Genomic DNA, 20,034 nt, shown 5'->3' with positions numbered 1-20,034 from the left:
TCTTGTTCTGCGGCAGCCGGCAGCACGGCGTTTATGCGCCGCCCAACTCAAAAACCAGTCGTGCGCTCACCCCTTGACAGCGCCGGAAACGAGGCCCTTGATCATGTATTTCTGGAAGAAGAAGAACACAAAGACCATGGGGATCGCACCCAGCGTAGAGGCCGCGTTGATCAGCTGCCAGTCGCTGACTTCGCCCAGATAGGTCAGTTTCAGGCCCTGAGACAGCGTCCACAGGTCCGCCGAGCGGATCAGAGTGATCGCGTGGAGATAGTCGTCCCAGGTCTGCAGGAAGCTGTAAACGCCCACGGCCAGCAGTCCCGGTACCACCAGGGGCATGATGATGCTGAACAGTGTTCTGAACCGCCCGCAGCCATCCACCGAGGCGGACTCCTCCAGTTCTCGTGGTATGCCGTCAAAGAAGGATGCCATCAGTGACACCGCAAAGGGTATCTGCGTCGCGCTGATGGCCAGCACCAGGCCGATCCGGGTGTCGGTCAGGTTGATCTTGCGCAGAATGGTATACAGGGAGATCAGACGGCTGATCACGGGCATCATCTGAGTGAAGGAGAAGGTCGCGAACAGGAGGATATTCCACTTGAAGTGGAAGCGGCTCAGCGCGTATCCCGCAAAGAGCGACACAAAGCAGATGAAGACCGCCGACATCGCGGAGACAATGATGTTGTTCTTGTAGTAAGTCAGGAACTTGCCATCCTTGATGAGGGAAACGTAGCCGTCAAAGTTGACAGCCTCCGGCCAGAAAGTCGGGATCGCGCGGTAGGATTCCGCGTTTGTCTTCAACGACGTGACGAGCATCCAATAAACCGGGAACAGCAGGAAGAAAAAGATCGCGATGATCGCCAGGTATTTCAGTGCGCTGCCGCCAAACCGCAGTGTAGTGCGTTTCAATTTCGGATTCATTGCTCACATCCCCCTTCAATCGCCCTTTTTGTGGAAGACGGCGTTGAACAGGAACACAACAACAACCATCAGCAGCAGCCATACGGTAGTCACCGCCGCGCCGGAACCGTAGTTGTAGTTGACAAACGCCTCATCGTAGGAAAGCACTGCCAGCGTTGTTGTGGCGGACGCCGGGCCGCCGTTGGTCAGCGTGGCAAACAGGGGATACTGCTTGAAGTTGTCGATGATGGACAGGGAGACCGTCACCGCGATCACGCTGCGCATAAAAGGAAAAATGATTTTGAACAGGCATTGGAGGTAGTTGGCGCCGTCCAGTTTAGCCGCCTCCAGAATATCCTCCGGAACATTCTGCATCCCCGCCAGCAAAAGCAGGGTGATGAGCGGGATCTGCTTCCACAGCGCAACGATGATCACGCCCCAGATCGCGGTCTCCTGATTGTTCAGGATGCCGAACCCGGTCACTTGCCCGCCCGTAAGAACGCCGATCACATACTGAAGCAGGCCGTAGGGGTTTGCGTAGATCCAGGCCCACAGCAAACCGGAAATGACGGTGGGGATCACCCACGGGATCATCATGATACTGCGCAGCAAACGCGCGCCCCGGATCTTGCTGTTGAGCATCAGTGCCAGCGTCATACTGATCACAAAACTCAGCGCGACCGTTACAACCACAAACAGCAGCGTCACTTTAATGGAATCCTGCAGCTTCCCCGAAGACCACAGGCGGGTGTAGTTCGCGAAATTGTTCCACTCGCCCGGAATGTTTTGGGTAAGGTTCGCGATCTTGTAGGTGGTAAAACTCATTTTTACCGAATCGATGATGGGAAACAGGATAAAGACGACGCAGCAGATGATCGCGGGCGTCAGCAGCAGCAAAGAGAATGCGGCGTCCTTTTGCCGCCGGGTCTTAAGCAGCGAAAAAGACTTTTGCGCTCCCGTCACGACGTCATTTTTCACGGTTTGCATACAGTTTCCACTCCTTGTGTTCCAAAAAAGGGGTGGGTGACGTCACCCACCCCCCACGTATACGCGTGTCGGGCAAATTACTGGTTCATATAGTACTCTGCCTGCGTGATGAAATCGGCGATCGTGTCGTCCAGCGACATCCCGTTGACGGTGTAGTTCAGGGCGGCGGTGGCCATCTCGGTCTGGACGCTGGCCAGAGCGGCGGGCATGGGCTGGTACACCGTGTTGTTCACGCCCTTTGCAGCGCCTTCCAGAATGGGAGAGATCTTGCAGTCCGCCATATTCTCATGGGCGGGGAACGCAAGGCCGATGTTGTTCAGATATCCCTCCATCACTTCGTTGCTGGTGCAGTACTGGATGAACAGGTCGATGGCCTCCTTGTGGGAGTCCTCCAGGCCGGCGCCGAACAGGAAGGAGTGGGCGGAAACCAGCGACAGGCCCTTGCCGTTGGTGCCCAGCTGGGTGGGCAGCGGAGCGGTCACGGTGAAGTTGGCAGCGTTGGCGTCCACTTCGCCGATCTGGGCATAGCCCCAGGACTGGTCAACGTACATACACACATTGCCGGCGCCAAAGGAAGCGCGGTAATCTTTCAGCTTCAGGTTCTCCTGCGTGTAGCCGTTGCCGATGAGGTATTTGCAGAAATCCAGCATCTCGCTCATCGCGGTCTTGTTGGTGGCCTCGTTCAAGTCGGCCAGGGTGCCGTCGTCGTTGAACAGTGTGCCGCCGAAGGCGGTGTACATCCCGTTCAGCGCCATGCCGGTGGCGGCCACTTCCGCAGTGGTCATGCCGAAGATGGTGGACACGTCGGTGCCCTTATAATACTCCGCCAGCGTCTCGATCCAGGTCTTCAGGTCGGCTTCGGTGGTGGGGAACTGGTCCATGCTCAGGCCCGCCGCCTCGATCAGGTCCTTATTGACAAAGATCAGCCAGTTGGTCATGTAGTGGGGCACGCCGTAGATGCCGTCGTTGTACTGGAAGGCGGACAGCACATCCTGATTGTAGCCGGCATAAAATTCGGGGCTGAGCACATTTTCCGGCTTGTCGATGAACCCGGCGTCCGCAAGAGCGGGCACCCAGGTGATCTCGCCGTAGATCATGTCGGCGGTCAGGCCGGAGGCCAGGTCGTTGGTGAGGGTAGTCACCATGCTGTTGTAGTCCACAGAGATCGGCTCAACGGTGATCCAGTCGTATTCCGCCTCAAAGTTGGCGATGGTCTCCTCCCACCATTCCGCCTTCGCGGTCTCGGAAAGGGCGTAGTTGTAGAAGCGCAGGTTGACAGGATCCTTGTTTTCCGTGCCCTCGGCGGAAGCCGCGGACGCCGGCTCGGAGGGAGCGGGCGTGCTGGCGGGCGTGCTGCCGCAGGCCGCCAAGGACAGCGACATGACAAATGCCATGGCCAAAGCAAGCATCTTTTTCATTTCTGTTTCCTCCTATTTGTATTCGGTCTGTTTCATGCAAACCCAAGGAGCTGCACGCGGGAAGACGTTCAAAATCAATTCATCCCTCGCCGCCGTCCCGCCGCATACACTCGTGTTTACACCCTTCCCTTTTAGCTTATTGTGAAACAGCCTGCTTGTCAAGACTTTTATTGATTTTTGTCTAATTCTACATTGCTTGGAGAAATAATTTATGCAATTTGACGCATTATTTTCTCCTTGTGCACGGAACTATCCCATCAGGGCTCATTTCTCGGGGAGGTATTTTTAATGATCCGGCCGCAGGCGAACGGTCTGAGACACGGCCCCGAACTCAGCCGTTCCGCCGCCCATGCACCTCCCGCAAAGCTGCGTCCTTCCAAGCGTTCTCTCCACGCTGGCCGTTCAGGCCGGCGCGGCATTCACACACAAAGCGGCCCCGGGCGCAGCAGCGCCCGGGGCCGTTCTTGCTGTCAGATGAAAGACGCGTCAAGCCGGCAGCATACCGGAGATGGCGGTGAACACGACGCCCACGACCACCACCACGATCATGAACTTCCAGCAGGTCTTCCACCACTGGGGGAAGCTGATCTTGCACACGGCAAGGCCGGCGACCGTCATGCCGGCGGTGGGGCTGATGGTGTTCATGGTCTGGTTGGCGATGCACAGCGCGGTGACCGACGCCTCGGTGTTCACGCCCATCAGGTCGGTGAGCGGCGCCATGACCGGCATGGTCAGGGCGGCCAGACCGGAGGAGGACGGCACCAGGATGCTCAGGAACGCCTGGGCGAAGTACATCATGGTGGTGAACACCGCGGTGGGCACACCGGCCAGCAAGTTGGCCAGGCTGTTCAGGATGGTGTCGATGATCAGGCCGCCTTCGGCCACCACCAGGATGCCGCGGGCGATGCCGATGATCACGGCAGCATAGACAAAGTCCGCCATGCCCTTGACGAATTCCTCGGCCATCTCCTTCTCGCCGAGGCCGCCCACGATGCCGGACAACAGGCCGATGGCCAGGAAGACCATGCTGATCTCGTCCATGTACCAGCCTCTTGTGACCAGGCCCCAAACGATGATGCCCATGCCCACGGCGAACACGATGAGCACCAGCTTCTGCCGCAGGGTGAAGGGCATATCCGCATTTATGCCTTCCACGGCAAACTCTTCACGCTTTGCGAAATCGTCCTTGTAGGTGATGGAGCCCTGGGGATTCTTCTTCACCTTGCGGGCGTACATCATGACCCAGACGATGCCGATGAGGGTGAACACCGCGTACTGGATGAAGCGGAACCACAGCTGGGGGTTGCCCTGGATGCCCGCAACGCCCTGGGCGATCAGCACGTTGAAGGGGTTCACGGTGGAGCCGATGTAGCCCATCTGAGGCCCGAGGAAGCACACCATGAAGGCCGTCATGGAATCGTAGCCCAGGCTCATGATGATGGGCAGGAAGATGGCGTAGAACGGAAGCGCTTCCTCCGACATGCCAAAGGAGGTGCCGCCGATGCTGAACAGGATCATCACCACAGGGATGAGCAGGATGTCCTTGCCCTTCAGCTTCTTGATCACGCGGCTCATGCCCGCGTTGATCGCGTTGGTCTTGGTGAGGATGGCAAAGGAGCCGCCGATCAGCAAAACGAACGCCACAACATCGCTGGCGCCCTGAATGCCGCGGGTGGGAGCCATCAGGATCTCAGCCAGGCCCTGCCGCAGATCGTTGCCCTCCGCGTCCACCTTGGGCACTTCCTGGTATGTACCTGCCACGGCCACCTCACGGGTGCCGGCCGCCGTTTCCATCTCGGTCCTCTCGAACTGGCCGGAAGGGACGATCCACGTCAGAATCGCGAACAGGATAATCAGCAGGAATGCGATCGTATAGACATGGGGCAGTTCAAATTTTTTCTTCTGTTTCTGCATACGATACCCTCCTAAAAAGTTTCCCCCCGCAGGGGCCATAATACAACGTTTTGAGTCGTATTATAACGTTATATATAGAATAAGACCTCCGGCCCGTCCCGTCAAGCCCATCGGCCGTTTTTCTGTATTTATTATAAATATTTTGTTCATTTTTGGGCGATTTGTAAAAAGGCATTTTGCCTTTTTACCGCGGCCCGGGCATACAGAGCGTCGCCCGCCGCGCAGACGGGGCTCTGCGCGGCGGGCGACCGGGGATTTACAGGTTCTGCAAGCTGGCGGGGCCGCCGTTATTTTGCCGGATGGGTGCGCTCGTATTCCCGGGGGGTCTGCACCTTCACGTTGCAGATGCGCTCGGCCAGCGCGTCGCGCAGGGCGTCCTCGGTCACGGCCTGGGCCATGGCATACTTCCAGACCCACCCGGGCACCGGCCCGCCCTTGCCCAGGCGAAGCGCCAGGTGGCCTGCCAGCACCAGCAGCAGGCGCGCCAGGCCATAGAGCGCGATCAGGGCGGCGAAACCGCCCGCCACGCTGAACAGGCCTTTGCTCGCCACCACGAACCAGCACAGCTGCAGCCCCGCGCCGAAGCCGATGCCGTAGTGGTTTTTGCGCATGGCGTCATGGATGCAATGTGCACAAACCGGCACCTGTTTCTTTTCGCCGTCGATGTATACGCCCGCCTCCCGCACGCCCTCGCGCTGGCGGCACAATCCGCACTGTTCCATTTTTATGCCTCCTGGTTTGCCGCCCTGTCACAGGCGTTTCATCAGATCCCGGTTGCGGGTGTACAGTTCATTGAACACCACCCGCTGCTTCTCATAGACCGCGTGGGCCTGCATGTCCGGACGGATCACCTTGTCGGGGGTGATCACGCCGGCCAGTTCGTCCCAGCTGGAATAAGCCCCGCCGGCCAGCGCCGCCATGATGGCATCGCCGAAGGCCGCGCCCACCGTCACCTTGGCGGTGCAGATCTCGCGGCCCGTCACATCCGCCACCGCCTGCAGCCACACGGGGTTTTTGGTGCCGCCGCCCACCGCCATGATGCGGCGCAGCGGCTCGCCGTGCTCCTTTTCCAAAAGGTCCAGATGGGCCGCGATGGTGTAGGCGATGCCCTCCAGCCCGGCCTTGACCATATGGGCCCGGGTGTGATTGACCGAGAGGCCAAAGAACACGCCCTTGGCAAAGGGATCGTTCAGCGGGGTGCGCTCGCCCGCGAAATAGGGCAGGCACACCAGCCCCTCGCTGCCGGCGGGGATGGACTGCGCCTCCTTCACCATCGCGGTGTAGGCGTTTTCGCCCCCCGCCGCCTCGGCGGCCACGGCGTCCCGGTAAAACTCGTTGCGCATCCACTTGGTGAGGGTGCCCGCGGTGTTGGTGCCCGCGCACACGGCGTACACCCCCGGGATGATGAAGGTGCCCGGCCACAGCCTGGGCTCCTTCAGCAGATGATCTGTCAGATAGACGAAGTAGCAGCTGGAGCCCATCTGCACCATGATGTCGCCCGGGCGGAACACGCCGGTGGAGATGGCCTCCGCCCCCGAGTCCCCCGTGCCCACCAGCACCGGCGTGCCCTCGGCCAGGCCGGTCTGGGCGGCCGCCTTCGCGGTGACCCGGCCGGCGATGTCGGTGGCGCTCATCACCCGGGCCAGCTGGTCGGGGCGGCAGTAGAGGGCGCAGTGCTCCTCGTCCACGGTGTCGTTTTTCAAATCGTACAGGGGCATAAAGTCCTCGGCCAGGTACCGGTCGATGGTGTACTCCCCCGTCAGCTTGGCGCAGAGGTAGGAGGAGCCGGTGAGGAACTTGGCCGTTTTGGCGTACACCTCCGGCAGGTTGTTCTTCACCCACAGGATCTTGGGCGCGATGTCGGAGGAACACAGTTCATGGCCATACAGCCGCTCGGCCTCCTCCCGGCCGTAGTAGTCGTAGAGCCATTCGATCTCCTTGTGGCTGCGGCTGTCCACCCCGTAAAGGATGGCGTTGCACAGCGCCGTGCCCTCGGCGTCCACGGGGACGCAGTCGCACCCCAGGGCGGAGAGGCCCACGCAGCCCACGTCGGCGGCAGCCACGCCGCTCTCCTCCAGCAGCCGGCGGGACAGCCGGCAGAAATCGCCCCACCAGGTTTTTTCCGCGTCGTGTTCGAAAAAGCCGGGCCGGGGATTCAGCAGATCGTGCCCGCAGCTGGCAAAGGCCACGATCTCGCACTTCTGGTCGATCAGCACCCCCTTGGTCTCGTTGGTGCCCACGTCAATGCCCATAAAATATTTCATCATGCATCCCCCCGCATCGCTTTCACCGTGTCCATAAACTCCCGCACCCGCGCTTCGTCCACACGGTTTTCAAACACGCCGTCCTTCTTGAAGGTGGTGCCCACAAAGGCGCCGTCGCAGTTTTGCAGGATCTGAGCCACCGTCTCCTTGCGGCAGCCGGTGCCGCACACCACCGGCACCTTGCCGGCGGCGGCGCGCACCTGCTCCAGCAGTTCGCCGCCGGGCCCCACGCCCGCCGCCGCGCCGCCCACCACCAGCGCGTCCGGCCGGCAGTTGAAGATCATGCTTTTGGCGATATCCGCCGTGGTGCGGTCGTTCAGGTACACCTCGCCCTCGCTGGTGACAAAGTAGAACAGCTTCAACTCGTCCAGCCGCAGGGCGGATTTGAGCCGCAGCGTTTTGGCCACGTCCCGGTCCACCAGGCCCAGGTCGCCCGCCCAGGCGCCGGTGAACAGGCAGCGGGTGAAGGCCGCCCCGGTGGCGGCGCAGATCTCCATGGTGGCGTCGCCGTCATAGATGGCCTCCACCCCGAAGGGCACGCGGAACTGCCCGCGCAGCGCGCCGATCACCAGGCCCATGGCCCCCAGCGTGACGCCGGACACCTTTTTCTCATAGGGCAGGCTCAATTCGTTGGTCACCAGCACACCGTCCACCCCGCCGTTTTGCAGGGCCTCCAGGTCCGCCCGGGCGCACTCGACCACATCGTCCAGGCTGCCGCCCGGCGCGTAGAACGGGTCCCCCGGCAGCGGCTTCAGGTGCAGAAGGCCGATGATGGGCTTTTCCGTTCCGAACATGGCTTTCAAAAATGACATAATCATCCCTCCATACCCAATCATATGACGTTATAGTATGTATTACAACATATCTATAACATAATTCACCAGATTTTTTCAAGTTCTCCGCGGTAATTTGTCGTTCTGAACAATTGCGCCTTGAAATATTCAGCAAAATACGTTAGAATAAAATACACAAACATCTCACTTCCCCGCCCGGGGCGCGGGGTGAAAGGCAGGAACCCGAACCATGGATTTTCAGTTGAACGAGGATTCGCTCATCCCGCTGTACCAGCAGTTGATGGAGGACATCAAGGCCTCGCTGGCGGAGGGCAAATATGCCCCGGACGAAAAGATCCCCTCCGAGTCGGAGTTGTCGGAGCTGTACCACGTCAGCCGCATTACGGTGCGCCGCGCCGTGGAGGAGCTGTGCAGCGAGGGGTATCTTGTGAAAAAGCAGGGCAAGGGCACCTATGTCAGCCAGCCCAAGGTGATGCGCAAGATCACCCAGGACAAGGACGTGATGGGGTTTTCCGAGGCATGCCGCGCCTGCGGCATGGAGCCGGGTTCCCAGGTGGTGAACATTCTGCGCTGCCCCGCCCGCTCGGACGAGGTGCGCTTTCTGGGGCTGCCCGCCCGGGCGGATGTGATCTATCTGCAGCGGGTGCGCACCGCCGACGGCGAGCCCATCATGCTGGAGAACAACTTTTTCCCCTATGAGCCCTTCAAGGATCTGCTCACCTCCTATGAGGATCTGACCAACGCCTCGCTGTTTGATTATCTGGAGCGCCATTATGGCCGGCGGCCCACATCCACCACCTCCTGCACGCTGGAGATCGTGCGCGCCTCCGCCGAGCAGGCGTCCTTTCTGGACATTATCACCGGCGACCCGATGTTTTACATGAACGCCTATTTCCTGGACGGCGAGGGCAGGCCGCTGGTGATCGGCCGCCAGTACATCGTGGGCAGCCGTTTCGTGTTCAACATCTGAGCATCCCGCCTTGAGAAAAAGCCTGTTCCGGCGCGAGCGCCGGAACAGGCTTTTTTGTCATTCAAACAGCGCCCGCACCGCCGCGGCGGCCCGGCGGGCCATCTCGGCGTGATCCTCCGGGGTGAAGTGGATGCCGTCCGCCCCCAGGGCCGCGAACTCGCCCGCGTCCAGGAAGGCGCAGCCGAAGCGGTCGGCCACGTCCCGGAAGATGGCGGCCAGCTGCCGGGATTTTTCCACGCTCGCGGCGGAAAGCTCGGGCCCCGGCCCGCAGCGCAGCGGCGCGGGGGCGACCAGCACCACCCCGGGCACGGAAGAGAAAGGATAGGCCGTGCGCAGGCGCAGCAGCAGTTCCTCCATGCCGAAGCCGATCTCCCGGGCGCTCACATGGTAGCGCTCCTTGGTGTCGTTGCCGCCCAGCATAATGACCAGCGCGTCCGGCGAATGGCTTTGCACCGCCGGCACGATCTGCTCGATGCCGGCGCGGTAGGGCTCGATGTAATCGGTGAACACCGTTGTGCGGCCCGGAAGGCCCTCCGCCACCACTTCATACTCCTCACCCAGCAGCTGCCCCATGCGAAAGGGCCAGCGCACCTGCCGGTCATAGCGCTCGCCCGTGCCGGGAACATAGCCGTAGGTGTTGGAATCTCCAAAGCACAGAATCGTTTTCATGCCGCGCTCCTCCTTTTCTGCATGTCCCGCCGCTCAGGCCAGGCCCAGGCGCTCCAGGGCGGTCGCCACGCCCTCTTCCTCCACGGCGCCGGTTATAAGGGCCGCCTCCCGGCGCACGGAAAGGGGCGCCGAGCCCATGACCACCCCCATGCCCGCGGCCCGCAGCATGGGCAGGTCGTTGGCGCTGTCGCCGAAGGCGAACACATCCGCCTTGTCCACGTCGAACCGCTGGCAGAGCCATCGGATCGCCGCCGCCTTGTCCTGCCCTTTGCGCACCATCTCAAAAAAACGGCCGTCGGGGCGGGCATAGATGTCGTACCAGGGGGCCAGCCAGGCGGCCAGCGGGGCGAACTCCGCCTCGCTGACGGTGTGGGCGGTGAACTTCTCCACGCTCATGGCGCGGGTGATCTCCCCCGCGCGGCGGATGCGCGGGAAATCCCAGGGCATCCGCTCGCCGCCCTCCCCCACATAATAAAATCCGTAGGTGCCTTCCAGAATGCAGGAGACGTGCCGCCGCAGGATCTGCGCGGCGGTGCGCCGCAGCAGGGTCAGGGGCAGCGGCTTTGCCCGCAGGCACACGCCCCCCATCTCGATGCGGGCCCCCGCACCGGAGATCACGCCGTCCACGTCAAAGCAGAGCAGCCCGGGGCCGATGTCGCAGCGGGTGCGCCCGGTGCACAGGAACACCTTGTGCCCCCGCGCCCGGGCCCGGGCCAGGGCGTCCAGCGTGCGCTTGGACGGGGCGGCGTTTTCCCCGAAGGGGACCAGCGTTCCGTCCACGTCGAAAAAGAGCCACTTCTCCCCCACCGTTTCCATCCTTTCGTCCGCGGGTGCCGCGGTCACTCCCCCATCACTTCCACATACACCTTGCGCAGCTGGGGCCCGTCGAACTCCGCCAGATAGATGTCCTGGGCGCCGCCGCACACGATCTCGCCGTCGATGACGGGGAACAGGCAGTGGTTGCCGGTGAGCACGCTTTTCAGGTGCCCCTGGGAGTTGTTGCTGGTGGCGCCGTAGGTGGGCAGGAAGTGGGCGTGGAGGTAGGGCGCTTCCAGCGGCACCGTCTTTTCCAGCATCTCGGAGATGTCCGCCTCCACGCAGGGCAGGGCCTCGTTCACCAGGATGCCGGTGGTGGTGTGGGCGGTGATCACGGCCACCAGGCCGTTCTTCACGCCGCTCTGGCGCACGATGTCGTGCACCTGCTGTGTGATATTGAAGTATTCCTCCACATCCCGGCTCAGATGCCGGATGGTTTTCAGCACGACCATGGCTCACACCTCCTCGCCGCTGAGAAAACGCAGCGCGTTTTTCCAATAGAGATTCTCCCGGGCAAACTCCCGCATGGGCACCTTGTCCAGCGCCCGCTTGAGCTTGAAGGCGCGGAAGCGCGGCCCGTTGGAGCCGAACATCACCTGCTTGGGGAAGCACCGCTCGAACCACATGGGGCCCATGTCCCTGGTGAACAGTTCCTTCATCTGCTCCTCGGGGGAGTCCACATAGAGCAGGGCGGTGTCGGTGTAGACGTTGGGATACTTGATCATCAGCATCACCATCTCCCGCACCCAGGGCCAGGCGAAGTGGGCCAGGCAGATGCGCAGGTCCGGGTGGCGGATGGCCACCTCCTCAAAGGCCAGGGGATGAGCGTAGCGGGCCGGGGCGTTTGGCTCCCAGGAGAGCCCTGCGTGGAAGATGATGGGCTTGTTCTCCCGCTCGCACAGCGCATAGATGGGCTCCATCCGCTCGTCCGACGGGTCGAACCGCTGCTTGGAGGGGTTCAGCTTGAGCCCCCGCAGCCCCTGGCGGCAAAAGGCCCGCTCCAACACCTCCAGCGCGTCCTCCCGGTGGGGGTCCACGCTGGCAAAGCCGTAAAACTTGTCCGGATGCAGCTTGCACAAGGCCTCCACCTGGTCGTTGTCCACCACCCAGCCGCCGGCCGTTGTGGTCACATCCAGCGGCAGCAGGGCCGCCTGGGTCAGCCCGCAGATATCCCACTCGGCGAACAGTTCGTCAAACTCCATGGGTCCCTGCTTCCACACCCCGAAGGTGTCGCCCCGGAAGGCCACTTCCTTTTCATCCCCGCAGATCGGCCCGTAGAAAATGGGATGGATATGCATATCGATCAGCACGGTCGTTTCCCCTCTTTCTTTTGCGGGCGGCGGGCTGCGCCGCCCTGTGTTGTGCTTTGCCGCGCCGCCCCCGCCGCTTCGGGCCGGGGCGGCGTTCGCTGTTCAGTACGGCTCGAACCGGGCCACCACCGCGCTGGAGACTTCCGCGCCCTTCTTCATGCACTCGGGCACGCTCCAGCCGTTCAGGACGCCGTAGGTGAAGCCGGCGATGTAGCTGTCGCCCGCGCCCACCGTGTTCACCACCGTGGTGGGCACGATGCCGTACTCGTACAGGGTGGTGCCGTCGTAGCAGATGCTGCCCAGTTCGCCCATGGTGGCGGTGACCAGCTTGGGGCCGTAGGAGTGGATCTTCTTCACCCACTCCTTGATGTGCTCGTCCTTTTTGCCGTCGTAGGAGAGGAACACATAGTCCACATAGGGGAACAGCTTTTCGCACTGGTACTCCGGGTCCTCGCTGAACACCGAAAAGTCCATCACCACCTGCACGCCCCGGGCCTTCCAGGCGGGCAGCTTGTCCAGCACCTTGCCGAACAGGTCGGTGTGCAGCATGGTGTGCTTCGCCACGAACTCGAACTCCTCGTCGGTGAGGGCGTAGTCCGCCATGACCCCTTCGATCTCCTCCAGGTGCACCCGGTCGGTGCCGTTTTTCAGGTCCATCATCATCTTGCAGGTGTCGCCGGGCTCGGTGCGCAGATGGGAGATGTCGATGCCCTCCGCCGCCAGCGCCTGCTTCATCTTCTCGCCGTAGCTGTCGGTGCCCACCACGCTCACCACGCTCACGGGCACCCCCATGCGGGCCAGGTGCACGCCCCAGTCCACACCGTTGCCGGTGGGGTAGAACTTGTTCAGCTTTTCATACACGTCCGCGCAGCAAAAGCCCACGGCCGCCAGGGTCTTTTCCATCCGGATCTTCCTCCTTTTGATCATATGGATCGCACAAAGCGGGAGCGGCAGCGCCGCTCCCGCTTTGCTGACAACAAGCCGGTGCTTTTTCAGTTATTCGTAGACCTTGCCGTGGCCCCAGCTGCCCGCCAGGCCGCAGGTGTTGGCGGCAAAGCCCGCCGCCAGGTCCAGGCTCTCCCGGATGGCCTCCGGGCCGCCCTTGCCCTCCTTCTGGCGGGCCAGGTAGTTCACCAGGAAGGCGGTGAGCAGGCTGTCGCCGGCGGCCATGGTGTCCACCATATTGGCCACGGGCTTGATGCCCTGCACATAGAATTCCTTGCCGTCGTAGGCGATGCAGCCCTCGTCCCCGCGGGAGGCGCAGACGAATTTGGGGCCCAGGGCCGCCACCTTCTTCAGCTTTTCATAGGTCTCCTCCTTGGAGATGTCGCTGCAGGACATGAAGGCGTAGTCCACCAGCGGGGCGATGCGCTCGTAGTACTCGTCGGTGGAATCGTCGGAGAAGTCGAAGCTGATGGGCACGCCCGCCGCCTTGATCTTGGGCAGTTCCCGCTCGGTGAAGCAGTAGTTGCCGGAGTGCACCAGGTCGAAGCCCTTCACATATTCCAGGGAGAAGCGGTCCAGCGCGTAGAGCATATCGCCGCGGATGCCGCCCTCGTTGGAGCCCAGGAAGATGCGGTCGCCGTTTTCAGGGTTCACCGTCACCCGGGCCGCGCCGTTCTCGCCGATGACCTGTTTGCACTTCACCAGCTCCACGCCCTCCTCCTGCAGGGAGGCGATGACGTGCTCGGCCTCTTTGTCCGACCCGAAGATGCCCATGTAGGCGCTGCGCTCCGCGCCCAGCTTTTTGGCAAACACGGCAAAGTTCACCGCGTTGCCGCCGGGGTACATGGTCTTGATGTGCTCGTATTTGTCCACGACGTTGTCGCCGAAGCCCAGCACTTTCACCTGATATGCCATCGTTTCTCGCTCCTTTTCAAATCAATACTGTTCGATGCCCATGTAGCGGCGGATCTCGGGGGAGTGGTCAAAGCGCTTGCCCCGGGCGGCCCGCAGTTCCACGTTCATGGCGTAGAACAGCGCCGGCTCCAGATAGGCGCGCACGCCCTCGTCCACTTCGCCCATGCCGTATTCCAGCGCGTCCAGCACCATCAGCTGATCGGTGTGGGTCTTGAGGAAGGCCAGCGCCCGCTCGTCCATCACCCGGGCGGAGGAGGAGCCCATCTGCAGGAAGTAGAACACGCCGGGCTCGGTGCACTCGAAGGGGCCGTGGAAGTACTCGCCGGAGTGGATGTAGCAGCAGTTCTGCCACTGCATCTCCATCAGGCTGCAGATGGCGAAACCGTAGGTCTGGCTGAAGTTGGCGCCGGAACCCAGGATGTAGAAGAACTTGTTCTTCTCGCACAGGTCGGCGAACTTTTCGCCCAGTTCCGCGTTCACCTTCACCTTGGCCTTGGCGATGATGTCGTCCATCTGGGCGATGCCCTTCACCAGCGCGTCGTACTTGTCAAAGCCCTCCTGGGCGCGCAGCAGCTCGGCCACCAGCATCGGGCAGATGCCCAGCGGCACCTCGGCGGTGGGCACACCGTCGCCCCAGGGGTACACCCAGGTGATGAAGCGGGGGTCGTCCGCCTTGGAGCCGGCGTTGTCGGTGAGGGTGACCACCGCCGCGCCCCGCTCGTGGGCCAGGATGGCGGAGTCCACCGCCTCCTTGGTGTTGCCGGAGTGGCTGCACATCACCACCAGGCTGTGCTTGCCCAGCTTCTTGGGGGTGGCCACCAGGAACTCCTTGGCGGTGTGCCAGCCGGAGGAGGTCTTGGCGCTCTCCACCGTCAGCATGAAGTGGGAGGGGTACAGGTCGATCAAACTGCCGCCGCAGGCCACCCAGTACACCTCGGTGATCTCACCGTGCTCGGCCAGAATTTTTTTGATAACTTCGCTTGCTTTCATGACTTTGTCTCCTTTTGCAGTGGGTATGATTTGAAAAACTCAATCTTCGATGTATCGCTCGAAGTTTTTCATGTTGCGCAGATCCGCCGCCGCGGGGTCCATGAAGTACCGGCCGTCGGTGATCTCCTGGCCCAGGTACCCCTCGTAGCCGTGCCGGTTGAGGGTCTCGATGAACCGGCCGAGATGGTGGTTGCCGTCGCCCCACACCAGATGGCCGTAGGGCGTGCCGTCGATGAAGTGCATGTGCCGGATGTCGGGGCCCAGCGCCGCGAACCAGTCCTCCAGGCTCTCGCCCGCCACGCCCATGGCGCAGGTGTCCACCATCGCCTTGAGGTTGGGGTGGTCCACCTCCCGCAGCATCCGCTGCGCCGCGGGCAGGTCGATCACCAGCTGGCTCTCCTCCGGCCGGATGGACTCCATCACCAGGGTGACGTTGTTCTCACGGGCCACTTCGGCCAGGCGGTGCAGCATCTCCGCGCTGCGCTTCCAGGCCTCTTGCTTGTCCTCGTTCCAGTAGCCCCAGCCGGAGTTCACCTCCATGTACTCGCAGCCCAGCTCGGCCGCCAGGCGGATGCCGTTGGAGAAGTAGCCAAAGGAGCGGCGGACGTGCTCCGGCTCCTTGGCCGCAAACTGGTAGGGATAGGTGCAGTTTTCCGGGGTGAGCACATGCACGGCCAGGCCGCGGCTCTCGATCTTGCGGCGGATCTCCTTCGCGTCGTAGTAGCGCATGTGGTCCAGCCACACATGGGGAGCCGCGCACCACAACTCGATGGTCTTGAAGCCGATGCGCTGCTGCGCGTCGAGAAAATAGTCCAGCGAATAGTTCACATAGTGGATGTTCATGCCCGCCACCTGTTCGCGGCGGAGTTTCGGCGTCGCCATCTCATCTCCCCCTTTCAGTTCTCAAAGAACGGCTCAAACGCCTGGAAGTTGCGCGCGTCGGCCGCCGCCGGGTCGTCAAAATAGCGCCCGTCGGTGATCTCCTGCCCCAGCAGGCCCTCATAGCCGAACTCGTTGAGCACGTTCAGGTACTTTTCCAGCGGATACAGCCCGTCGCCCCACACCAGGTGCGCATAGGGCCGGCCGTCGATGAAATGGGTGTGCACGATGTCCTTGCCCAGGGTCTCGAACCACTGGCGGGGCGTCTCGCCCGCCACGCCCATGGCCACCGTGTCCAGCCCGGCCTTCACCCAGGGGCTGTCCACGTCCTTCAGCAGCCGCACCAGTTCCGGCAGGGTGATGACCACCCGGCTCTCCTCCGGGCGCACCGTCTCCACCGCGATGGTCACGCCGTGGTCGGCGGCGGTTTTGGACAGTTCCCGCAGGCTGCGCACCGCCCGGTCGTAGGCCCGGTCGTACTCCTCGTCGAAGGGCGCGCCGATGCAGTTGGTCAGCAGTTTTTTGGCGCCCATCTTCTCCGCCGCCTCGATGCCCCGCTTGAAGTACTCCATGCTGCGGTCGTGGAAGCCGCCCTCCGGGGCGTTCATGGTGTAGTAGTAGACCGCGCACTCGGGGGTGAAGCAGCCGATGGTCATGCCCCGGTCCTCCACCTTTTTGCGAACTTCCGCCGGGTCCTGATACCAGGTCTCGTCCATAAGGTAATGAGGCGCCATGCCCAGCAGCTCAATGGTCTTGTACCCGGCTTTGGCCTGGGAATCCAGCATGTAGTCCAGCGGGTAGTAGACATAGTGGATGCCGATGGCCGCGAGTTGCTCCCGTTTGATGTATGCCATAAAGCCCTCCTTTTTACCAGCGTTGAAGATGCGGTTTTATTGCAGCGCGTCGTACACGATGCGCCCGTCCGAAATGGTGAGCACCACCTTCACGTCCTTCACCTGTTCGTTGGGCAGGGTGAACACGTCCGCGCCCAGCACGGCGATGTCCGCCAGCTTGCCGGCCTCCAGCGTGCCCAGCCGGTCCTCGTTGAAGCAGTTGTACTGGCCGTTGCGGGTCCAGGCGGTGAGCATCTCGGGCACCGTGAGCATGTTCTGCTCGTTGTAGGTGCCGCCGTCGGCAAAGTGGCCGCCCACACCGCAATAGATGGCCTCGGGGATGTTGGGGATGAGCAGAGGCAGGTCGGTGCCGCAGGAGACCACCAGGCCGGAATCCCACATCTTGCGGCGGTTCCAGTAGTTCCTGCCCCGGTCGCCGCCCAGCTGGGCCGCGATCATGTCCATCACGTCCTGCTTGTTGTCCAGCGACTGAATCTGGGCATACACCTCCACGATGCCGCCCAGCGCGCCGAACTTTTCCAGGTCGGCGGGATTGGAATACTCCAGGTCGGTGATGGCATGGCGGTGCTTGAGTTTTCCGTTTTCGTCCTTCTGGCAGGAATCAAACAGGGCCACCGTGTGCCGGATGGCGCCGTCGCCCTGGCAGTGCAGGGAGTAGCGGAAGCCGTTTTCGTCCGCCAGATGGGTCTCCCGCTCGATGAGGTCCCACTCCACCGGCACGGTGTTGGTCATGCCCGGATGGGACTTGTAGGGCTCGATGAGTTCCGCCATGGAGGACGGGATGGAGCGGTCGGTCATGCGGTTGTAGCCGGAGAAGGACACAAAGGGCCCGGTGAAGCGCCGGCACATGGCCTTGCCGTGCTCGATGTTGATGCCCTCGCCCACCGGCTGGCTCATCATCGAGACGCGCACGGTCAGCGCGTCCTCCCGCTCCAGCTCCTCCATCTTGTCGGCAAAGCCGTAGTAGGTGTCGAAGGTCATCTCCTTGATGGTGGTGACGCCCCGCGCGTTGAGCATCTGCATATATTCCTTATACTTTTCCTTCATGCCGGGCAGCTGGAGATATTCCCGGATCATCTTCCAGGTCATCTCGGCGTAGCACTTTTCCGGCCCGAAGCCGTAGCGCTCCCGGGCGGCCCGGTTCATCCAGCAGGTGCCCCGGTCGGCGGTGAACACCACCACCGGTTTGTCCGGCCAGGTCTTGTCCAAAAGGGCCTCGTCGGTCACCTCAAAGCCGTCCGGCTGCCAGCTGTGCCCGAACAGCGCCGTGCCCGCGGGGGCCGTCTTTTCATACTCCCGCAGCGCGGCCACGCCCTCCGCGTCGGTTTTCACACCGGAAAAATCCGCGCCCAGGCTCAGCAGCGCCCAGCCGGTGAAGAAGGTGTGCACGTCCACAAAGCCGGGCGTCACCACGCGGTCGCCCAGTTCCAGCACCTGCGTGGCTTTGTCCACCCATTCGCCGGCTTCGGCCCGGGGCCCCACCGCCGCGATGCGGTTGCCCTCCACCGCCACAAAGCCGTCGAAGGGCGCCTCGCCGGTGGCCGTGAACACGTTCTTCGAGAGAAGCACAAGACATTTCTGACGTTCTTTCATGCCAATGACCCTCACCTTTCCCTTGTGGTAGATTTTCTGAGCCCATAATAACATAATATGACGTTATAATACAAGTTAAAAAATGTACAACTTTGACTCCCGTTTTTTATCCGTTTTGCCAGTAATCAGCGGTGTCACCCGGTGTGGCAGGCCCTTTTGGCATATGTCCCCCTCCGTGACCCACGGGAACACGCCCCAAAGCGCCGGCCGCGGCGGGGCGCTGATTTGACACGCCCCGCCGCCGATGCTATGCTGTAATCACCGAAAGAGAGGGCGGCCGCGGCCGCCCGGAGGGATATTGTGGGAAACGCGATTTGCCAAAAGGGGGCATTTGCATGCAGCAGGAAACGTTGAGCGAGATCGCCCGCCAGGCGCGGCAGGCGACGGAGGAGCTGCTGGACGCGGCCGGCCTGAAACCCGGCGACATCTTTGTGGTGGGCTGCTCCAGCAGCGAGATCGTGGGCGGCCACATCGGAAAAGACAGCAGCATGGAGGCGGCCCGGGCGGTGCTGGAGGGCGTGCTGCCCGCCGTGCGGGCGCGGGGGCTGTGGCTTGCCGCCCAGTGCTGCGAGCACTTGAACCGGGCCATCGTGCTGGAGCGGGCGGCGGCCGACCAATACGGCTATGAGGAGGTCAACGCCGTGCCCCAGCCCCATGCCGGCGGCAGCTGGGCCACCAACTGCTGGCAGGCCTTTTCCGACCCGGTGCTGGTGGAGGAGATCCGCGCCGGGGCGGGGCTGGACATTGGCGGCACCCTGATCGGGATGCATCTGCGGCGGGTGGCCGTGCCGGTGCGCCTGTCCTTTGACCACATCGGCAAGGCCCATTTTCTGTGCGCCCGCTGCCGGCCCAAATACATCGGCGGCGAGCGCGCGGTCTATCAAACGATGTGAATCGCCCTTCGGGCAGTGGGAAAGAGGTTTTTTCAATGGCGACTCAAGCGACAAAGGAGCAGATGGCGCAGGCGGTGGCCAGCATCCGCGCCCGCATGGCGCAGGCCGCCCGCGCCGCCGGCCGCGACCCGGCCCAGGTGCTGCTGTGCGCCGCCTGCAAGACCCGCACGGTGGAAGAGGTGCGGGAGAGCGCCGGACTGGACATCGACCTGTTCGGCGAGAACCATGTGCAGGAACTGGTGGAGAAAAGCGACGCCGGGGCGTACCTGGGCAAGCCGGGGCACTTCATCGGCCATCTGCAGACCAACAAGGTGAACAAGGTGGTGGGCCGCGCCGCCATGATCGAGAGCGTGGACAGCGAACACCTGCTGCGCAAGGTGGACGCCGCCGCCGGCCGGCTGGGGCTGACCCAGGACATCCTGATCGAGGTCAACATCGGCGCGGAGGCCAGCAAGAGCGGCGTTTCGCCCGAGGGGCTGTGGGCGCTGGCGGAGGCCGCCGAGGCGGCGGCGCACCTGCGGCTGCGGGGCCTGATGGCCATTCCGCCCGCCGGGGCCGCCCCCGACGAGACCCGGGCGTTTTTTGCCGGGATGCGGCGGCTGCTGACCCGCCTGCAGGAACAGCACTACGCCACCGCCCTGCCGGACACCCTCTCCATGGGCATGAGCGGCGATTTTGAGGCCGCCATCCGGGAGGGCGCCACCATCGTGCGCATCGGCACCGCCATCTACGGCCCCCGGGACTACGGCCCGCAGGGGTAAGCGGCAGCCCCTTGCGCCAAAACAACTCCGGGCCGACGGCAAAACTGCCGCCGGCCCGGGTCTTTTTCGCCCGCCGTGCAGGGCCCGTCTTTTCCCGGTTCCCCGGCGCGGCGGGCGAAAACATCTTGACTCGGCGGCGATTGTGGCGTTTAATCTATAAATATA

20 protein-coding genes are annotated in these 20,034 nt (G+C 62.6%); 3 read left to right on the top strand and 17 right to left on the bottom strand.

Annotated elements, in window-relative coordinates:
- Positions 1–66 precede the first annotated feature (66 nt).
- The 7 genes from ACH2A7_RS11375 to ACH2A7_RS11345 all read right to left on the bottom strand — a co-directional run bounded on the left by ACH2A7_RS11375 (position 67) and on the right by ACH2A7_RS11345 (position 8,292).
- Positions 67–906 carry a carbohydrate ABC transporter permease gene (locus ACH2A7_RS11375; protein WP_394962051.1) on the bottom strand — a complete coding sequence of 280 codons (840 nt, stop codon included), beginning with the start codon at positions 904–906 and terminating at the stop codon, positions 67–69.
- A gap of 27 nt (positions 907–933) precedes the next feature.
- Positions 934–1,884 (bottom strand): carbohydrate ABC transporter permease, encoded by a 951-nt coding sequence (locus ACH2A7_RS11370; protein ID WP_394962050.1) that lies wholly within the window; start codon positions 1,882–1,884, stop codon positions 934–936.
- A gap of 77 nt (positions 1,885–1,961) precedes the next feature.
- The gene (locus ACH2A7_RS11365; protein WP_394962049.1) at positions 1,962–3,302 is read right to left on the bottom strand and encodes an ABC transporter substrate-binding protein; all 1,341 of its coding nucleotides are present in this window, start codon (positions 3,300–3,302) and stop codon (positions 1,962–1,964) included.
- Between the two features lie 486 nt (positions 3,303–3,788).
- Complete coding sequence (locus tag ACH2A7_RS11360; RefSeq protein ID WP_394962048.1) at positions 3,789–5,216, bottom strand: YfcC family protein; 1,428 nt, start codon at positions 5,214–5,216, stop codon at positions 3,789–3,791.
- Positions 5,217–5,503: 287 nt separating this feature from the next.
- Positions 5,504–5,938, bottom strand: a complete 435-nt coding sequence (locus ACH2A7_RS11355) for a hypothetical protein (RefSeq protein WP_394962047.1) — start codon at positions 5,936–5,938, stop codon at positions 5,504–5,506.
- A gap of 27 nt (positions 5,939–5,965) precedes the next feature.
- Positions 5,966–7,480 (bottom strand): FGGY-family carbohydrate kinase, encoded by a 1,515-nt coding sequence (locus tag ACH2A7_RS11350; RefSeq protein WP_394962046.1) that lies wholly within the window; start codon positions 7,478–7,480, stop codon positions 5,966–5,968.
- Positions 7,480–8,292, bottom strand: coding sequence for a BtpA/SgcQ family protein (locus ACH2A7_RS11345; RefSeq protein ID WP_394962045.1), 813 nt, complete (start codon positions 8,290–8,292; stop codon positions 7,480–7,482). Before ACH2A7_RS11345 ends, ACH2A7_RS11350 begins: the two co-directional genes overlap by 1 nt.
- A gap of 211 nt (positions 8,293–8,503) precedes the next feature.
- Here ACH2A7_RS11345 and ACH2A7_RS11340 point away from each other — a divergent pair, with 211 nt between their 5' ends.
- Positions 8,504–9,244, top strand: coding sequence for a GntR family transcriptional regulator (locus ACH2A7_RS11340; RefSeq protein WP_394962044.1), 741 nt, complete (start codon positions 8,504–8,506; stop codon positions 9,242–9,244).
- Positions 9,245–9,301: 57 nt separating this feature from the next.
- Here the strand turns inward: ACH2A7_RS11340 and ACH2A7_RS11335 are convergent, their stop codons facing one another.
- From ACH2A7_RS11335 to ACH2A7_RS11290, 10 genes are all read right to left on the bottom strand, one after another.
- A complete protein-coding gene (locus ACH2A7_RS11335) occupies positions 9,302–9,913 on the bottom strand; it encodes a GDSL-type esterase/lipase family protein (protein WP_394962043.1) in 612 nt (203 codons plus the stop codon).
- Positions 9,914–9,946: 33 nt separating this feature from the next.
- Positions 9,947–10,756 carry an HAD family hydrolase gene (locus ACH2A7_RS11330; RefSeq protein ID WP_394962042.1) on the bottom strand — a complete coding sequence of 270 codons (810 nt, stop codon included), beginning with the start codon at positions 10,754–10,756 and terminating at the stop codon, positions 9,947–9,949.
- Positions 10,753–11,181: a secondary thiamine-phosphate synthase enzyme YjbQ gene (locus tag ACH2A7_RS11325; RefSeq protein WP_394962041.1), complete on the bottom strand. Its 429-nt coding sequence runs from the start codon at positions 11,179–11,181 to the stop codon at positions 10,753–10,755. Before ACH2A7_RS11325 ends, ACH2A7_RS11330 begins: the two co-directional genes overlap by 4 nt.
- A gap of 3 nt (positions 11,182–11,184) precedes the next feature.
- Positions 11,185–12,039 carry an amidohydrolase family protein gene (locus tag ACH2A7_RS11320; RefSeq protein ID WP_394962040.1) on the bottom strand — a complete coding sequence of 285 codons (855 nt, stop codon included), beginning with the start codon at positions 12,037–12,039 and terminating at the stop codon, positions 11,185–11,187.
- Positions 12,040–12,141: 102 nt separating this feature from the next.
- The gene (gene frlD / locus ACH2A7_RS11315; protein ID WP_394962039.1) at positions 12,142–12,942 is read right to left on the bottom strand and encodes a fructoselysine 6-kinase; all 801 of its coding nucleotides are present in this window, start codon (positions 12,940–12,942) and stop codon (positions 12,142–12,144) included.
- A gap of 93 nt (positions 12,943–13,035) precedes the next feature.
- Positions 13,036–13,899, bottom strand: a complete 864-nt coding sequence (locus ACH2A7_RS11310; protein WP_394962038.1) for a PfkB family carbohydrate kinase — start codon at positions 13,897–13,899, stop codon at positions 13,036–13,038.
- 21 nt (positions 13,900–13,920) lie between these two features.
- Complete coding sequence (locus ACH2A7_RS11305) at positions 13,921–14,889, bottom strand: SIS domain-containing protein (RefSeq protein WP_394962037.1); 969 nt, start codon at positions 14,887–14,889, stop codon at positions 13,921–13,923.
- Between the two features lie 39 nt (positions 14,890–14,928).
- A complete protein-coding gene (locus ACH2A7_RS11300) occupies positions 14,929–15,771 on the bottom strand; it encodes a sugar phosphate isomerase/epimerase family protein (RefSeq protein WP_394962036.1) in 843 nt (280 codons plus the stop codon).
- Positions 15,772–15,785: 14 nt separating this feature from the next.
- Positions 15,786–16,622 carry a sugar phosphate isomerase/epimerase family protein gene (locus ACH2A7_RS11295; protein ID WP_394962035.1) on the bottom strand — a complete coding sequence of 279 codons (837 nt, stop codon included), beginning with the start codon at positions 16,620–16,622 and terminating at the stop codon, positions 15,786–15,788.
- 36 nt (positions 16,623–16,658) lie between these two features.
- Positions 16,659–18,215 carry an amidohydrolase gene (locus tag ACH2A7_RS11290; protein ID WP_394962034.1) on the bottom strand — a complete coding sequence of 519 codons (1,557 nt, stop codon included), beginning with the start codon at positions 18,213–18,215 and terminating at the stop codon, positions 16,659–16,661.
- Positions 18,216–18,550: 335 nt separating this feature from the next.
- Between ACH2A7_RS11290 and ACH2A7_RS11285 the strand changes: the two genes are divergently transcribed.
- Together ACH2A7_RS11285 and ACH2A7_RS11280 are read left to right on the top strand one after the other, a co-directional pair.
- Positions 18,551–19,108, top strand: a complete 558-nt coding sequence (locus ACH2A7_RS11285) for a TIGR01440 family protein (protein WP_394962033.1) — start codon at positions 18,551–18,553, stop codon at positions 19,106–19,108.
- A 35-nt stretch (positions 19,109–19,143) separates the two neighbouring features.
- On the top strand, positions 19,144–19,869 hold the full coding sequence (locus tag ACH2A7_RS11280) for a YggS family pyridoxal phosphate-dependent enzyme (RefSeq protein ID WP_394962032.1): 726 nt from the start codon (positions 19,144–19,146) through the stop codon (positions 19,867–19,869).
- Positions 19,870–20,034 lie beyond the last annotated feature (165 nt).

It is taken from the genome of Candidatus Allofournierella merdavium, from assembly GCF_944382735.1.
Classification (GTDB): Bacteria; Bacillota; Clostridia; order Oscillospirales; family Ruminococcaceae; genus Allofournierella_A; species Allofournierella_A merdavium.
The sequence above is the reverse complement of the archived record's forward strand: the minus strand, read 5'-3'. Positions and strand labels throughout refer to the sequence as shown.

Coding starts and splice junctions, on each gene's coding strand:
- ACH2A7_RS11370 (WP_394962050.1), bottom strand. CDS start 1,884: ATGCAAACCGTGAAAAATGACGTCGTGACGGGAGCGCAAAAGTCTTTT.
- ACH2A7_RS11365 (WP_394962049.1), bottom strand. CDS start 3,302: ATGAAAAAGATGCTTGCTTTGGCCATGGCATTTGTCATGTCGCTGTCC.
- ACH2A7_RS11360 (WP_394962048.1), bottom strand. CDS start 5,216: ATGCAGAAACAGAAGAAAAAATTTGAACTGCCCCATGTCTATACGATC.
- ACH2A7_RS11355 (WP_394962047.1), bottom strand. CDS start 5,938: ATGGAACAGTGCGGATTGTGCCGCCAGCGCGAGGGCGTGCGGGAGGCG.
- ACH2A7_RS11350 (WP_394962046.1), bottom strand. CDS start 7,480: ATGAAATATTTTATGGGCATTGACGTGGGCACCAACGAGACCAAGGGG.
- ACH2A7_RS11345 (WP_394962045.1), bottom strand. CDS start 8,292: ATGTCATTTTTGAAAGCCATGTTCGGAACGGAAAAGCCCATCATCGGC.
- ACH2A7_RS11340 (WP_394962044.1), top strand. CDS start 8,504: ATGGATTTTCAGTTGAACGAGGATTCGCTCATCCCGCTGTACCAGCAG.
- ACH2A7_RS11335 (WP_394962043.1), bottom strand. CDS start 9,913: ATGAAAACGATTCTGTGCTTTGGAGATTCCAACACCTACGGCTATGTT.
- ACH2A7_RS11325 (WP_394962041.1), bottom strand. CDS start 11,181: ATGGTCGTGCTGAAAACCATCCGGCATCTGAGCCGGGATGTGGAGGAA.
- frlD (WP_394962039.1), bottom strand. CDS start 12,942: ATGGAAAAGACCCTGGCGGCCGTGGGCTTTTGCTGCGCGGACGTGTAT.
- ACH2A7_RS11310 (WP_394962038.1), bottom strand. CDS start 13,899: ATGGCATATCAGGTGAAAGTGCTGGGCTTCGGCGACAACGTCGTGGAC.
- ACH2A7_RS11305 (WP_394962037.1), bottom strand. CDS start 14,889: ATGAAAGCAAGCGAAGTTATCAAAAAAATTCTGGCCGAGCACGGTGAG.
- ACH2A7_RS11300 (WP_394962036.1), bottom strand. CDS start 15,771: ATGGCGACGCCGAAACTCCGCCGCGAACAGGTGGCGGGCATGAACATC.
- ACH2A7_RS11295 (WP_394962035.1), bottom strand. CDS start 16,622: ATGGCATACATCAAACGGGAGCAACTCGCGGCCATCGGCATCCACTAT.
- ACH2A7_RS11290 (WP_394962034.1), bottom strand. CDS start 18,215: ATGAAAGAACGTCAGAAATGTCTTGTGCTTCTCTCGAAGAACGTGTTC.
- ACH2A7_RS11285 (WP_394962033.1), top strand. CDS start 18,551: ATGCAGCAGGAAACGTTGAGCGAGATCGCCCGCCAGGCGCGGCAGGCG.
- ACH2A7_RS11280 (WP_394962032.1), top strand. CDS start 19,144: ATGGCGACTCAAGCGACAAAGGAGCAGATGGCGCAGGCGGTGGCCAGC.